The organism is Wolbachia endosymbiont (group A) of Yponomeuta plumbellus (assembly GCF_947251575.1).
Classification (GTDB): Bacteria; Pseudomonadota; Alphaproteobacteria; order Rickettsiales; family Anaplasmataceae; genus Wolbachia; species Wolbachia pipientis.
The window spans coordinates 815,661-831,863 of the sequence record NZ_OX366353.1; the positions used below are offsets into that span (position 1 = coordinate 815,661).

Annotated in this window: 13 protein-coding genes, 1 tRNA gene and 1 pseudogene; 4 read left to right on the forward strand and 11 right to left on the reverse strand. The window is 35.5% G+C overall.

What is annotated here, in order from left to right; all coding sequences use genetic code 11:
* Position 1: 1 nt before the first annotated feature.
* From hflC to OPR39_RS04065, 3 genes are all read right to left on the reverse strand, one after another.
* The gene (gene hflC, locus OPR39_RS04055; RefSeq protein WP_015589224.1) at positions 2-874 is read right to left on the reverse strand and encodes a protease modulator HflC; all 873 of its coding nucleotides are present in this window, start codon (positions 872-874) and stop codon (positions 2-4) included.
* Between the two features lie 2 nt (positions 875-876).
* Entirely contained in the window at positions 877-1,911 is a 1,035-nt protein-coding gene (hflK, locus tag OPR39_RS04060) for an FtsH protease activity modulator HflK (protein ID WP_006279849.1), read from the reverse strand.
* An 82-nt stretch (positions 1,912-1,993) separates the two neighbouring features.
* Positions 1,994-2,209 (reverse strand): hypothetical protein, encoded by a 216-nt coding sequence (locus OPR39_RS04065; RefSeq protein ID WP_006279848.1) that lies wholly within the window; start codon positions 2,207-2,209, stop codon positions 1,994-1,996.
* A gap of 155 nt (positions 2,210-2,364) precedes the next feature.
* Between OPR39_RS04065 and OPR39_RS07120 the strand changes: the two genes are divergently transcribed.
* The gene (locus OPR39_RS07120; RefSeq protein WP_319606912.1) at positions 2,365-4,287 is read left to right on the forward strand and encodes an actin-bundling T4SS effector WalE1 family protein; all 1,923 of its coding nucleotides are present in this window, start codon (positions 2,365-2,367) and stop codon (positions 4,285-4,287) included.
* Positions 4,288-4,539: 252 nt separating this feature from the next.
* Positions 4,540-5,480: pseudogene (locus OPR39_RS07470) on the forward strand (IS5 family transposase).
* A 106-nt stretch (positions 5,481-5,586) separates the two neighbouring features.
* On the opposite strand, the gene OPR39_RS04090 reads toward OPR39_RS07470, so the two are convergent.
* The 8 genes from OPR39_RS04090 to OPR39_RS04125 form a co-directional block, all read right to left on the reverse strand.
* Positions 5,587-5,673 (reverse strand) — tRNA-Ser (locus OPR39_RS04090).
* A gap of 31 nt (positions 5,674-5,704) precedes the next feature.
* Complete coding sequence (locus tag OPR39_RS04095) at positions 5,705-6,457, reverse strand: DUF2163 domain-containing protein (RefSeq protein WP_255498595.1); 753 nt, start codon at positions 6,455-6,457, stop codon at positions 5,705-5,707.
* A 489-nt stretch (positions 6,458-6,946) separates the two neighbouring features.
* Entirely contained in the window at positions 6,947-8,926 is a 1,980-nt protein-coding gene (locus tag OPR39_RS04100) for a WD0745 family porin (protein WP_265039160.1), read from the reverse strand.
* 207 nt (positions 8,927-9,133) lie between these two features.
* The gene (locus OPR39_RS04105; RefSeq protein ID WP_015589180.1) at positions 9,134-9,955 is read right to left on the reverse strand and encodes a 3'-5' exonuclease; all 822 of its coding nucleotides are present in this window, start codon (positions 9,953-9,955) and stop codon (positions 9,134-9,136) included.
* Positions 9,948-10,832, reverse strand: a complete 885-nt coding sequence (gene era, locus OPR39_RS04110) for a GTPase Era (RefSeq protein ID WP_010082484.1) — start codon at positions 10,830-10,832, stop codon at positions 9,948-9,950. Before era ends, OPR39_RS04105 begins: the two co-directional genes overlap by 8 nt.
* A 250-nt stretch (positions 10,833-11,082) precedes the next feature.
* Entirely contained in the window at positions 11,083-12,105 is a 1,023-nt protein-coding gene (gene cydB, locus OPR39_RS04115; RefSeq protein WP_265039434.1) for a cytochrome d ubiquinol oxidase subunit II, read from the reverse strand.
* The gene (locus OPR39_RS04120) at positions 12,098-13,504 is read right to left on the reverse strand and encodes a cytochrome ubiquinol oxidase subunit I (RefSeq protein ID WP_006280502.1); all 1,407 of its coding nucleotides are present in this window, start codon (positions 13,502-13,504) and stop codon (positions 12,098-12,100) included. Before OPR39_RS04120 ends, cydB begins: the two co-directional genes overlap by 8 nt.
* A gap of 233 nt (positions 13,505-13,737) precedes the next feature.
* Positions 13,738-13,881, reverse strand: a complete 144-nt coding sequence (locus OPR39_RS04125; protein WP_265039161.1) for a hypothetical protein — start codon at positions 13,879-13,881, stop codon at positions 13,738-13,740.
* A gap of 412 nt (positions 13,882-14,293) precedes the next feature.
* On the opposite strand from OPR39_RS04125, the gene OPR39_RS04130 reads away from it, so the two are divergent.
* The gene (locus OPR39_RS04130; protein ID WP_265039163.1) at positions 14,294-14,914 is read left to right on the forward strand and encodes a superoxide dismutase; all 621 of its coding nucleotides are present in this window, start codon (positions 14,294-14,296) and stop codon (positions 14,912-14,914) included.
* The gene (locus tag OPR39_RS04135) at positions 14,911-16,182 is read left to right on the forward strand and encodes a M16 family metallopeptidase (protein WP_010962800.1); all 1,272 of its coding nucleotides are present in this window, start codon (positions 14,911-14,913) and stop codon (positions 16,180-16,182) included. The genes OPR39_RS04130 and OPR39_RS04135 overlap by 4 nt, the downstream gene beginning before the upstream one ends.
* Positions 16,183-16,203 lie beyond the last annotated feature (21 nt).

A 16,203-nucleotide genomic window follows, 5' to 3' on the forward strand; every position in this document is an offset into this window, starting at 1 on the left:
ATTATTTCCATCCTTTATTTAAAATATCTAAAAAGTTATTGTTTGGTGAAAGTACAAATTTAGTATTATTTTCGGCAAATGATTTACTGTAAGCGCTCATAGAGCGATAAAAGTTAAAGAACTCTTCATCAACCTTAAATGCCTCATTATAAATTCTAGTTGCTTCAGCATAACCACGGCCCCTTATTTCGTACGATTCTTTTACTGCACTGGAGATAATTTCCCTTTTTAATTTATCAGCTTTTGATCTAACTTCCTGCCCAGCTTGCTCTCCTTCTGCTCTAATTTCTTTTGCTTCTTTTTCCCTTTCAGTTTGCATACGGCGAAATATTGCAGAACTATTTTCTTCTGGTAAATCTGCTCTCTTAATTCTTACATCTATTATTTCTATGCCAAATTTTTCAGCTTCAGAATAAACTCCACGCTGAATCAATTGCATAACCTCTGATCTTTTTTCATTCAACAAGCTAATCAACGAAAATCTGCCTATATTTTCTCTTATGTGAGCTTCTATAACCGGATATAATCTTCTAACCAGACCTGATTCATTCCTCACAGCCTGGTAAAAAGTAATAGGATTCGTTATTTTATATTTTGCATACGCATCTACTATAATACGTTTTTGATCTGCAGTTATCACTTCTCTTGGAGTTTTGTCAGGACTTAAATCTAAAACTCTTTTATCAAGAAACTCTACACTATTTATGAATGGCAACTTAAAATATAAGCCACTTTCCCTAACATCCCTTACAACTTTACCCAGTTGTATAACTATTGCTTGCTTTGTTTCTTGCACAACAAATATTGAATTAGATAAAGCAATCAATAAAACAACAAATACAGAAACAAAAACAATTTTAATATTACTACTCATGGTTATTTTCCTAAATTTGTAAGAGGTAAATAAGAAAACATACCTTTCAGATCATCAGTTACAACAACTTTGTCTACCTTACTGAAAATATTTTCCATAGTTTCAAGATAAATACGATTCTTAACGAGAGAAGGATTCTGTCTATATTCCTCATAAAGAGATAAAAAGCGATTTGCATTACCTTTTGCTTCATTTATTACTTCATTTTCATATGCTTGTGCATCTAATTTTATCTTTATCGCTTCACCCTTTGCTCGAGGTATAATATCATTATTATAAGCATATGCTTCGTTTATAGTACGCTCTTTGTCTGCACGAGCACTTTGTACATCTCTAAACGAACTGATTACTTTTTCTGGTGGATCAATTTTTTTCATTTGAACAGATAAAATCTCTATACCCATTTGGTATCCATCAAGAATCTGCTGCAATAGAATTCTAGTATCTCTAGAAATTTCTGGTCTGCCTTGACCAAGTGCAAAAGAGATCGTGTTTTTACCTATTATTTCTCTCATGGCACTTTCAGCAGCATTTTTAACACTGAAACCGGGTTTGTAATCCCGCACTTTGAATAAATAGTCCTTAGCATCTCTAACGCGCCATTGAACCTCGAAGTTAACGTTGACTATATTTTCATCTCCAGTTAGCATCACGCCTTCACCGCGATCTGTATCTCGCCCATAAGAACTACTTACCCCAATTTCTTCACGATTTACTTCCTTAACGTTCACTTTAAAAACCTTGCCAATAGGGTAGGGGAAGTGATAACGCAAACCAGGTGTTTCCGTATTAGAATATTTACCAAAGGTAAGTTCTATACTTTCTTCACTAGGATGGACAATATAAAAGCCAGTGCAAGCATAGAACAGCAAAATAATGAAAATGATGAAATAAGGTTTTTTGCCCCTGTTTCTGGTTAATCCATTAAGAAAGAACCTTATATCAGATACAGCTTTACTTAAAATATCTTCATTATTAGGAGTTTTGTTCCCTACCGGTTTCTTTCCCAGATTCCAAGGATTATTATCATCAAACATAATGATTGATTCTATAATTAATACGCTAATATTACTTCTTTAATAAGAAAATGCAAACATAAATTGCTATTTTATTTACAAATTAATCATCAGGATGGAAAACATGATCGTACACTTCCTTTTCTCTATGTAATATGGTCGACTCTATAGAATTTTCTGGCTTTTTTTTGAATTCTTTGTTGTCACTCTTTAAGTGCACTACGTCTTTGTGAAAATGGGAATTATACCTAAATAGTAAAGCTATTATTATTAAAGTTATAACAGCCAAAAAGATGAGTGTTCTTTTTCTATACTTCATAAATGCTGCAGCTTCTTGACCTAATTTTCTATGTTACCACAAAACACGTCAAGCGAAATTATTTGAAGACAAATAAATACTGGCAATCAATTTAACACTAACTTAAGAATCAAGGAATACAATTATAATATATTTAATTAATAGTGAGGTTTAAAATGTTACATAATGAAAAAAATTCAAATTCTGTTGGAACTCAACAAAACCAACCAGAAGATAGTTTTGATTTGAATAAAACGATGCAAAATCTACCAAATTCAGATATTGCTAATGATCCCAAGAAGCTAAAAGAAAGAATTACTGACCTGTTAAAAGGGGATACAGAATTCTCTAAGATGAAACAAGGAGATAAGATTCTTGTAGTAAGTGCAGCAAGTGGATTATTTACGGCAGTACTACCACTTTTGGCAGTTGGTGCAACACTTGCTATACCAGGTGCTATAGTTGGTCTTGCTTTATATTTCGCTGTAAAAGTCGCTGTAAAAACAGTTCAATCTGGATATAAAGGGCTCAAGTGGTCAGCAGAAAAAACAGTTGATGGGGCAAAATATACTGCTGGGAAAGTTAAGGACGCATCAACATACGCTGCCGGAAAAGTTAGAGATGGTGCTGTGCATGTTAAAGATAAGGTGAAAGAAGGTTATGAACATTCAGTAGATTCACTGAAAAAAGGCGCTAGTTTTGTAGGCGAAGGAGTGGCAAATAAATTCCATAAGGCATCTGGTGAGACGGACTATTTAGATAAGGTAAAAAGGTTTACTCCAGATGCAATTAAGAAATCTGACGAAATAAGAAATGATATGAAAGCAATTTTTGCTGATAAAGGAAATAATTCTGGGTTAGTGAAAAATGTACTTTCTGGAATATCGTCAGAAATTGATTTAAAAATGGCAGAGAAGGCAAAATCAGGGGAGATTGAACATACTTCTGGATGGCAAGTACAGAAAGAATTCATTAATAATTTAAATGAAAAAAGCTTGCATAACTTGTTAACACAAAGGTCATTACCTAAAGGTAGTTATTTCATCGACAGTGTTTTCTCTGAACATTACGATGAAATTAAGAAGGTTATTAAAGAATGTAGAGAAAATCATTTGTACTCAAGCGTAAGCAATATGTTTGACAGAGCAGAGAAAAAAGCTAACAGGCCTTCTGTCAAAAGTTTAACTAGGTCTGTGTCATCATCATTCTCTTCACTGGGAAGAAAAGGCTCTGAACAATCTAACAGCTTGTCAAAAAGCAATTCACTAAATTCTGTAAAGACTGACAGTACTGTTAGCAGCGAAGCGGAATTGTTAAATCCTGCGGAGCATAAAGAAGTAAAAGCACCTTCTTCACTTTGGGATAGGGTTTCATCACCTTTCAAAAGTGGCAAAAAGTCAGAAAAAACTTCTGAAGTTAAATATCAAGTTCTTTCTGAATCAGACACGTTGCCTAGAAAAATAGGAAATAGCACTTTTTACGTTGATACTCCTACTCCAATTGAGAATACTAATAAAACTGCAACAATAGGAGGAAGACCAGGAGTTGCACGACGTAATAGTACTAGCAACCTTACTAGGGTAGGAACTCCAGAAGTACCAACTAGAAGCGCCTCATTGACTAACTTAAATGGACAAAGTTCTTTCAGTGAAGATGTTCTCAGTGATCCTAAAGTAAACCAATATCTTGGTAATTCGAATAAAGGAACTCTAACTCGCAGTAATTCTTTTGATAGTGCAAGAGGTTCATCTGGTCCTTCTACACCAACAAGCTCATTAGAAAGATTGGAACAATCTTTCAGTAAAGATGAAGTTGGGGCAGCAATGGAGAAAAACTTAAAAGAATTTAGTTTAAGTGCTAAAACTGAATCTACATTACACAATTCTTTTAGTAATCGTAATGGTTCTGATAGTGGATTCAATTCACCAACTTCTTCTCCAACACATACAATGTTTACTGAAAATGGCAAGGCAAAAACCCAAGCTGACTTAAGAAAGACAGGTCATCTGGACAAACTGGTGGGACAGCCTTCTACGAAAGTAGCTGTTGACACTGACGTTCAACAGCAAGCTGCACAAACAGCTGTGAAAACGAACTAAACAAAGCTATCCACCTTCTCCAAAAGGATGTTACTCAATGAGTAACATCCTTTTTTGTTTTTAAATTATAGAAAAATCCTAGATCCCAGCGGTATGCGTACAACCGTATGAACATTGTGATTTCTCTGCTAGGAAAGGTGTCATCCGAGTAGCTGACACTTGGATGGCTTTGTTGCATCGCTCAAGTGAAAAGAACTGGCAGTTACTGACAAAATTCATTATAAATAGCCATTTAACTGTTGAAGAAAAAATATGCCACAAAAAATGAGAGTCAGTAACTGCCATGAATATAACAAATTTCTCCAAGAAAGAGGAAGCATTTTTTGTTATATCAATGACGCCATAGAAAATTGGTACGAGAATTGTCCAAAAATGCAGGGCGGCAACTATATTTATAGTGATAAAGTTGTGATTTTGGTGCATATAATCGTCAGTTTCTTTAGAATTGGTTTAAGACAAACAGTCGGGTTTATAAAAGGGTATTTGCAACAAATAGGAAGAGATTTGGCAGTTATCAGCTATTCACAAGCATCAAGAAGGTTTAAGAAACTTAATATTAAGATAAATGATTGCAGAAAATAATATGGAAGACATCGAAATTGCTATAGACAGTACAGGAATTAGTATATACAACAACACTCCTGGTCATAGCAAAGAAAATAGCGAAGATAGAAAGTATCGCAGCTATGAACAGACAAGAAAATTGCATGTAATGTTGAATACAAACAGCAAAAAAGCCATAGCTGTAAAATACAGTAACGGCTGATCACTATGGAGCTTGTGATTTGCTAAAAGAAGTCGATTTTCAGCATGCCATAAAAGCACTATATGCAGATAGAGCATGTGATAGGCACAAGTTTTATAAGTTGTGTAACGAATATGATATAAAGACAAAAATTCCACCAATAAACAATGCGGCAGAACATCCAGAAATAGATTATATGTCTGACAGGAATGCTGCTATTAGGTTAATAAAATTATACGGTGAAGATGGCATGAAAGAATGGAAAAAAGAAGTAAATTATGGGAAAAGATCTTATATTGAAGGGTTTTTCTCAAGATTAAAGCAAATATTCGGATTTAGTTTTAGGAATAAATCTGAGATAAATCGAGAAAAAGAACTGCCAATCAAATGCTATTTGCTTAATAAATTCACTGATATTGGTATGGCTAAATTTGAGATAGTTACATGAATTTATCGTAAATTACCACCGCATAGTTGTAACATTGTACCATATTACAATGTTCGTACAGTTGTGTGCGCGACCGGGGGTTTTATACTATTCTAGAAGTAACATACGGAAAAGGGGGGATTCGAACCCCCGACATATTTTCATATGTGCACGCTTTCCAAGCGTGTGCTTTAGACCACTCAGCCACCTTTCCATGCTTATTCATAATATTGAAAATTGTACTGCTAAACAATATAAAAACCTGGTATATAGGGTTCACCACGAAAATTCACAGTATTGTTAAACTTGCTTCTGCAGGTTGGAAATGTTTTATCGCAACCTGCGAGTATTGAATATTTATCTCCAGCAAAAATTTGGTATGGAGGCGAAGTAAACAACGTAACTACTTTATTTTTATATTCTTTTACTACACCTTCAAACGCTATTGAGCCAAAGAATTTTACTACTCCGTGCTTATAATATTCATCACTCTCAGTTAAATTCGTGTCTTCAAATCTTCTTTCGTCTATTACTTTAGTGATTGTACTTATTTTACTAAATTTTTTAGTATCGGCTTTACATTTATCATCGCAAAATTGTGCTCTGCATGCAGGAGAGTATAATTCTGCTATGCTTCTCTCAAGCTTTGCTGAAAGCCCTCTAATTTCAACAATAAATCTTCCACTACTTAATGTCACTTTACCAAAAATTCCTGAATGTAGATTCATTGTTCCCTGGGTCAAGTCTTTATAATTCACAAGAAATATCTCAATATTTGCAAAGTCGTACTTTCCTGATAAAACATCTTTTTCTTTGATATCAACACTATTTAATATTCCCTCAATTTCCAAATTATCAGTCTTTAAATCGCTGTTTAATATTATACTACTGGCTGTAAATCCACTTGAAGATTTATAGAGTATATTATCAATATTTAAGTCTTCATCATAGTCAGTGAATCCATTACTTCTCCACCTGCAAGCGTTAATTTCCAGCACGTAGCAGTGGTAAGTAATTCTCCAGCTAAATGATTTTTTAGTGTGGTTTGCATAGGGGCCTCCTGCTTAATTGATTAAATTTGAAAGTAGCTATACGGCCAGTAGAATAAGGGCAGTGTGTTCTTTTCTCATCATCTAAGTAGCCATAAAGCGTCATTCCGGTGACCATAGGGTGTCATTCCAGTGCTTGACACTGGAATCCAGGAAATTTTGCTTGTAAGTAAGCAAACTGATTTGGTGAGCATAAAAAGTGGCTGATCTTATGCTGAATAAACGCTTTTGATGAAGTTGCATGGAAAGCTGGATCCCAGTGTCTGGGCACTGGGATGACATCCTTCTTGGTGGAGTGTCCTCAAATCACAATGTTCGTACAGTTGTGTGTCACGCACTGGGATGACAGGAGAGAGGACACCATATGTTTATTTGATCGACAAATAAACACTAACAGACAAGAATACACCACAATTAACTGTGGTGTGTACTGGCTGGTTAGAAAGAAAACTTCACACCAGTAAGAAGGAGAATTCCTTGGTTAGAAGGTACATCAGCATCAGACTCATCTTTCAGCTTACCTGTTTCGTTAGTCATAAAATAATGGAGAGCTGCGTAAGGAACAAATTTATTCTTACTGCATGCAGGAGACAGATCATATTGAACGCCAAGTGCACCATCATGAAGCATATCTTTGTCATTCATTCTGCTGCCAAAATACGTCAAACTTGTGTAGATATTCTCATGTTGATACCCAGCTCCTACAGTCCAATACATGGTATCTATACTATCTTTACCAAATTGAGCTTTCAGCCCTTCCACTCTTTTGCCATCAGTAGCATCTTTACTATCAATTTCCGTATAGGTATCACCAATTAATTTTTTAATACCCTTCGGTTGACCAGATTTGCCCAAGTATGCAAAAGAGGCAGCAAACTTTACGCCTTGATCTTCATTAATCTTATAATCAGCGCTTACACCAAAATTAACACCCATCAGGTCATTATACTCCACAAATTCCTTATAAAGATGCTTATCTTTACTTGGTTGCTTTGGAAAGCCATATTCACCAACTGCAGAAGTTTTAACTTTTATGTTATGTTTATCAAAGTCATATTCATATGATGCACCAGCACTTACTATGTGCTCATAGTCTGGGCCGACATGCTTTATCGTTTCCTTATGTTCTATCTTACCGCCTTTATCTTCTGAAACTGTTTCTTTTACAGTAAACAAACCACTATCATAACGAGGTGAGTAGCTGATACCAAATCTTGCGCCCATATAATTTGGTGAGTAGTAAGCAACTCTAAATGGCAGTGTAGTCATAACGCCTTTGTTATATTTCCCTGCCATACGGAAAGAGAATTTTTCACTTTCACTCGAAAAACTTTCAGTGTAAAGACGTGGTGTTACATAAAATGGAAAGCTAGCAGCGCTTCCTTCTAAGTTCACTTTTCTGAACCAGTCACTATCTGCAGCTCCGTCAACAGTCGCAATTCTTGTTGCATCAAGCCTCATCAGAGCCTCAGGACCAAATTGGTAACCAAGCTTCACGTCACCATATTTTGAGTTAACAAACACATGCGCACTTCTGCCTTTTGCAGCATAAACACCCTGTGAAGCTCCCTTACCTTCGGTCACTGGGACATGAAACTGCACGTCAGCACCATAAAGAAGACCTAAATCTTCATTCTTATTTTCTGCTCTGAGGTGCAATATTGCATCAGCAATCATACCCATATCGTTGCTGTAATCACCAATATTTCCTATTCCTTCATAGAATATTGGATTTGCTCCTTTTGTTATATCTAGAGTGGCATTATAATACTCTGTAGATCTGTTTGGCATAACGTTATAACGTTTATAATCTGCGCCACTTGGTCTAGCTTTGCCATAACCTTGAGCATCAACAACACCACCAAAAGTTATTCTTAAATTACTTTGCCCTTGATTGGTATCGATAATATCAACTCCACCAACTGAAACAACAGGACTTGCCTTACCTTTTTCCTCTGTATTTTTGTTAACAACTTTTATATCCTTCTTTACATCTTTAGCTTCAACTTTAGCATTCTTAGTTTTAGAACGCTTAGTTTTTGAAACTTTACCTTTTTCTATATTAGAATTCTTAGCGTTTAGAGCTTTCGCTTTTGAATCCTCTATAAGCTTTGCTTTTTTCTCATTTGCTAGCCTGATCTCCTCTTTTTTCTTCTGCTCGGCTGCTAATCTTAGCTCCTCTTTTTTCTTAAGCTCTTCAGCTTTTTTTCTTGGATCAGCATTACATATTCTGTCCATCTTTTCTTTCAGTTTTTTATTTGATGTTTTCATAACTTCTGTTTTTCCAGAAGTTTTTGTGCTCTCTTGCTTTTTTATTTCCTTCATACTCTCATCAGGAAAGTCAGCTGCAAAACTGCTGAAAGAACATAAAGTTAATAAAGAAACTAGAGCAGTTCTAGTATACATAGACTTTTTCATGAAGTGCCCCCAAAAAATTTCGAAATCATATCTTAAATGTAAATAGTATAAAAATGTTGAAAATTCAACTTAAAGCAACCTTATAACAAAAATAAAAGTAAAATGCAATACCTTAAAAGCAACTTTCTTAATATGCTCAACGTGTATATTAACCAAAATTTAGTACAGAGGTTCGCTTGTTAGTGCATTATAACTCGACTATTTATTCTATGGAAGTAAAATTTTTCCACCACAAGTTATTTGCCATTCTTCTTTAAATTTCTTTAGGTATTCTTTTTTTTCGCACTCTAAAAGCAGCTCTTCCGCACTTTTGTTGTAGCTTTCAGTAGTAATCCTTCCCTGATGATGCATGAACCTTAAGTAAATCAAATAAGTGTTAATTACATCTGTTTCACAATAATCTCGAATCTCTTGTATCTTGCCGCTATCGTATAAGTCCATAACTTGTGACCCATCAACTCCAATCTTACCAGGAAGATTAAATGCTGCACAAACTTCGTTCATTTTTACTCTCGCAGAAGCTCCAAAATCAGAGAGGGATTCAAGCAAATCACAATGCCAATCACTGCTATATCTCTGATTGTAACTATTCCACTTATCGCCAGCTTTATGAAAATATTCCGCTTGAATGCCATGGACCATAGCACGATACTTCAGCACTGGTATATCAAAAGTGCGTCCGTTGAACGAAACTAATCTTGGCTTTTTCTCTGATATGTAGTTAAAAAATCCTTTCACTAGCTCCTTTTCACTGGAATTTAGTGTGCCTCCAGATCTTATTTCTTGCAGTGTGAACACCTCATAACCACTCTGGTAGCTTATATTGCAAAGTAAAAAACTAATAACTACAACAAGGTGAAAAGGCTGACGCAGAAAAGAGTTTTGCCCGTTTGTTATTTCAAGATGATATTTTGTTAATGCATCCCTCTTCTCTTCTACACTACTATCATCACTAATATTGAGTAAATTTTTGCAGGAATTTACATCTGGTATAGTTTCAATATCAAATACCAATAAAGAATTAAGCATTGCCTATATACTCCTCCGGACGGTCGATCCAAGGTCGCACTTTCACAAATAAAAAGAGGTGTACCTTGCACTCAAATAATTTTTCTAGTTCAGCACGCGCTTCGATATTAATTTTTTTAATATTACTGCCATCTTTTCCTAGCACTATTTTTTTATGACTATCTTTCAACACAAATATGATCTGTTTGATGACTAAACTCTTATCTTTTTTTTCCTCAAATTGTTCAGTTATAACAGCTGTAGAGTATGGCAATTCTTCACGCAAGTTCAAGAATAATTTTTCTCTCGTAATTTCTGCTGATAAAAAATTTGTCGAGGAATCGGTTATTTGATCTTCTTCATAAAACCAGGGGCTCACCGATGCAACTTCAGACAAGTAATTCATCAAATCAGAAAGTCCATCATTCTTTAATGCTGATATCATAAAAACCTTTTCAAATTTATAAAGCAAATTCAGATGCTCATGCGCCATCTTTAATTCAGGCCTTTTTACCAAATCAGTTTTATTGATAACCAAAATGCATCTGCCTTTTGTGCGCTGCAGCCGCATAAATATAGTCTTAATTCTTTCTATATTTTTCAAATAATTGCTTACATCAACAAGCAACAAAGTGATGTCACTATCCTTAACTGCCGACCATGCAGATTTGACTAAAGCTTTTTCAAGTTTTGTTTCTGCTGAGAAAATTCCTGGGGAGTCAGTAAAGACAATTTGTGTGTTGTTGCATGTTGCAACACCCCTTATTTGCGTCCTTGTTGTTTGCACTTTAGGGGTGACAATTGCAATTTTCTTGCCTATGATGCTGTTAATTAATGTAGACTTCCCAGCATTTGGTAAGCCAGCTATGGTTACAAATAAGCATTTTTGTTCTTTCACAAAGAAAATTATAAAGAAAACTGAATGCCCGCGTCAAGCTACTTATATGACAAGAAGGATGACAGAACCCTTTTTGGTTAGCATGCAAAAAGGAAAAAAACTTATTCTACAAATTAAAAATACAATATACTCAAAAACTTTTCAGAAAATCCATAGGAGGGTTTGCTAATGAAGGTTCTTGAGTTGACGCCATTGCCTGAATGACTGCTTGATTTAAGGGTAACGTTTTAACCATAAGGTCACTAACTCCTTAATATGTGTGTTCATAATTTGATTTTCCACGAAAGACATAATAGCAATAACCAGTATAAGTTAAAATGATTGGTAAAAGCGGTATTATAACAATGAGCATTAAAGATAAACTTGGCCCAGAAGCGGCTGCATCCAGAATGGTATATTGAAAAGGTATAATCCATGGGTAGATACTAATTCCTAAACCTAAATATCCCATAAAAAAAATAGCAATACTGAGAAAGAATGGACGGTACTCCCGTTTAGTATTCCGAAGATCAAACCACAGCATGAAAAATAGCCAAGATGTGAGTAATGGAATAGAAAATAAATAATAAAAATTTGGCATGCTAAACCAAAAGTTTTTAATACGTTCATTTAAAAATGGTGTCACTACACTCACTAGTCCCATGAAAATACCTACAAAACCAAGCGTATAAGAAGCAACCTTGCGTGCCCATTCTTGTGTTATATTTTCTGTCTTCATTATGAGCCATGTAGAACCTAAAAGTGCATATCCAAATATCACAGCAATGCCTGTCATTACACTAAAAGCACTTGCCCAATCAAATTGGCCACCAGAAAAGTTGCGTCCGTTTACTTCTACACCATGTATAAATGCACCTAAAATCATGCCTTGGCAAAATGCAGCACCAAGTGACCCAAAATGAAAGGCATAATCCCATAATCGCCTGTATTTTCCTTCTGCCTTAAAACGAAACTCAAAGGATACTCCGCGCACTATAAGGCCAAGCAGCATAATAATGATTGGAATATAAAAAGCAGGCATTAATATTGAATATGCAAGAGGAAAGGCAGCAAACAACCCTCCACCAACCAATACCAACCATGTTTCGTTTCCATCCCAAAATGGTGCAATTGAGCTTATCATGTGATCACGGCATTTATCTGACTGTGCAAAAGGAAGTAAAATACCAATACCTAAATCAAACCCATCCATTAAAATATACAGTAAAACAGCTATGGCAATTAGTAATCCCCAGATTAGGGGTAAATTAATTAAGGAAGAAAAATCAAACATGATTGTTGTCCTTTCCAGATGTACCAGCATCAATCACTGAAGCTCCAATACCGTGTTTATAAAATTGCTCTTCTTCTTTAATGACAGGAATTCCTTTGTATATAAGTTTCAGAATATAGTAACTACCCGCTCCAAATATAAGGGTATACATAACGATAAATGCAATCAAAGACCATGCAACCTGAGGACCGGTAATCGCAGATGAAAATGATTCAATTGTGCGCATAATTCCATATACAGTGTAAGGTTGACGGCCAATTTCAGTAGTAAACCAACCTGCAAGTAACGCTATGAACCCAGACGGCATCATTGATATCCACCATCCATGTAAGAAACAACTTTGGAATAATTTGCCACGAAGATACTGTATAACACTTACTGACCCAATTATGATCATTAAAATTCCAACTCCAACCATTATACGGAAGGACCAGAATACCCATACTACAGGTGGTCTATCTTCTTTTTTCCATTCCTTTAATCCTTTTACTTCTCCTAAAAAATCATGTGTTAAGATCAAGCTGGCAAGATTAGGAATTTTTATCTCGTAGTGATTAATTTCATTTTGCTGATCCGGATAAGCAAATAAAAGTAAGCCAGCCCCTTTTTCGGTTTCCCATATACCTTCCATTGCAGCAATCTTAGCAGGTTGATGCTTTAGTGTATTTAATCCATGCCTATCTCCCATGAACAGCTGAAATGGTGCAGCTAAAGCTACCATAATGGTTGCCATACCAAGCATAATTCTTGCTTGAGGAGCATGTCGTTTTCTCCAAAGATAAAATGCTCCTACACCACCAACCACAAAAGCTGTTGTAAGATAGGCTGCTGTTACCATATGAATAAAGCGATAAGGGAAAGAAGGATTAAAAATAATCTCTAACCAATTGGTTGGATATAGGAGACCATTCTCACCAATCGTGAATCCAGCGGGTGTTTGCATCCAACTGTTGGCCGCAATAATCCAAAAAGCTGAAATAAGCGTTCCCACTGCAACAATACAAGTAGAAGCAAAGTGCATACGAGAACTTACTCTATTCCATCCAAATAGCATAATACTCAAAAAAGATGCCTCCAGAAAAAAGGCTGTTAAAACCTCAAAGGAAAATAGAGGGCCGAGAACATTGGCTATGCGGTCAGAAAAAATCGACCAATTGGTACCAAGTTGATATGACATTACAACTCCAGATACCACTCCCATGCCAAAAGCAACGGCAAAAATCTTGATCCAGAATTTATAAACATCACGGAAACGTGTATCACCAGTCTTAAGCCAACACCATTCCAAAAAGGCTAGAAAACTTGCAAGCCCGATCGTGAAAGCAGGAAATATAATGTGAAAGCCTATTGTGAAGGCAAACTGAATTCGAGCTAATAATAAAGGATCAAATTTAAACATTTTACCTAATACCCATGTATTACAAATAATAGCCAAATCTGCCTATAATTCAATCCATTTTTTCACAAAATTGACCTTACCCAGAAAAAGTAGAGAGAAAGTTAAGACGTTTTTGTCATGAGAATAAATTGTGCAGGAATACAACTGTTCTCCCTTGTCATACCGTCACGGTATCTCTAGATCCCGCTAACACGTAGCGGAATGACGATTGTCAGGCCAGCGCCCCTATGATGTCATCCCAGTGCTCCTTTTTTTGTCATCCCAGTGTCAGCTACTCGGATGACATCATCCTTTTTTTTTGGGATTCCAGCGTCACGCGCTGGAATGACACCTTCCGTATAAACATTAAGAAATTTACCAAGCGGAGAAAAAGGCAAAAGAAACCCTAGGGTAGCTAGTTATTCACTATCCATTTTTAAGTTGGCGTTTTTTTATGTTTTAAACGCTTTATAAGCGCGTTTCAGCTTATGTAGGTAGAAATTTTATAAGACATAAGGTGCACATAGTGCAAAAAATTAAGCATGAGACGCCAGATACGTGAGTTTTTTTGTCATTTAATCTGTACAGAGAAGATAAATAAATAGCTTCAGTTTCATGATAAGGGGGTTGGCGAAGGGTGTCAAGTAACTTTTGCATTTAATCCATTTCTATGGCTTATATAATAATCGTTATTGTAGTATAATTTAGAATAATGCAATAGATACCTAAATGTTTTAGCTATTAATTATATGTTGCACAAAAGCATATATTGCCCTACCATCCAAGTAGGTTAGAAATAAAGAGGTTTTTATGAGTTTTACTTTACCTGAATTACCATATGATAAAACAGTTTTAGAGCCTTACATATCTGCAAAAACTTTAGACTTTCATTATGATAAGCATCATAAAGGGTATTTAAATAAACTCAACGAGCTGGTTGAAAATACGGATTATCAGCATGTGAAAATTGAGGGATTAATAACAGAAGTTCATGGTAATAGCAGCAACTTGCCTATATTTAATAACGCAGCACAAGTTTGGAACCACACTTTTTATTGGAACTCAATGAAAAAAAATGGTGGTGGTAAGCCTAAAGATAGTAGTCTTTTAGCAAAAAAAATTCAGGACGATATCGGTGGCTTTGATAAATTTTATGAAGAATTTTCGAGTCATGGAGTAAGCCAGTTTGGCAGTGGATGGGTATGGTTAGTGCTCGAAAAAGGTAGGTTAGGAAAGCTCAAAATCACCAAGACTCCAAATGCAGATTTGCCAATAATTTATGGCCAAGTGCCACTACTCACTATGGATGTGTGGGAGCACGCCTATTATTTAGATTGTCAAAACCGTAGAATTGACTACATAAAAGTTTTCCTTGATCATTTGATTAATTGGGATTTTGCAGAAGAGAACTTAGAAGAATATATGAGATGAATATACCCCGGGTAACAAAATTAGATAATGGTCTGCGCATAATAACTGAGCAGGTGCGTGATATTGATTCCGTAGCTTTAAGCATACGAGTTGGTGTTGGCAGTAGAGCAGAAAGTGCAAAGCAAAATGGAATATCCCATTTTTTAGAACACATGGCTTTCAAAGGGACGAAGACAAGAACTGCCTTTGAAATTGCAAAAGCTTTTGATGACATAGGTGGGGTTTTCAACGCCAGCACTGGTAGGGAAAGCACCACCTATTATGCAAAAGTCCTCAAGAAAGACATAAAAACTGGTATTGATATATTAATAGATATATTGATGAATTCCACGTTTCCAGAAGATGAATTGGAACGTGAGAAGGGTGTTGTAATACAAGAGATTTTTCAAACTAATGATTCACCAAGTGACATTATTTTCGACAAATATTTTGAGGCAGCTTATAAAGACCAACCATTTGGTAGGTCAATCTTAGGCACGCAAAATACTGTAAAATCTTTTACTCGAGGAGATCTAGATAATTACATAAATGAGCATTACTTTGGTGAGAATATGCTATTTGCCGTTGCAGGAAATGTTGAACATGAAGAAGTTGTTGCATTAACCAAAGATTTTCTCTCAAAGATTCATTCTAAAAAGCTGAAAAAAAGCCAAAATGCGAGCTGTACTGGTGGTGAGTATTTAGAACATCGTAAATTAGATCAGGTACACTTGCTAATTGGTCTACCTAGTGTTTCTCGCCATGACGATAAATATCACACGTTTCAAGTGCTTGATTCTATATTAGGGAGCGGAATGTCATCACGTTTATTCCAGGAAGTAAGGGAAAAGCAGGGATTAGCTTACTCTGTTTATTCATTTAATTCCAGCTATACTAATACAGGAATGTTTTCCATTTTTGCTGGTACAGACAGTAGTAACTTAGATAAGCTTTTAAAATCTATAACGACAGAGTTGAAGAAGTTGTCTACAGATGATCTGAAGGAAGAAGAAGTAAATAGAGTGAAAGAGCGAGTAAAATCCCAAATTTTAATGTCACGCGAAAGTGTTAGCTCACGTGCTGAAACATTGGGACACTACTACGGTAACTATAATAGGTACATCAGTAAAAATGAATTAATAGAAAAAATTAGTGCAGTTACCACTGCTAACGTAAAAAAAGCAGCAGAAGAATTGTTATCTCAGCATGAAAAAACCACTCTAGCTGCAATTGGAGAAATTGAATCATTACCAAGTTACGATAAAGTGGTTTCTATGCTTAAAGCTTAGCGCATTCTATTACATTAATTT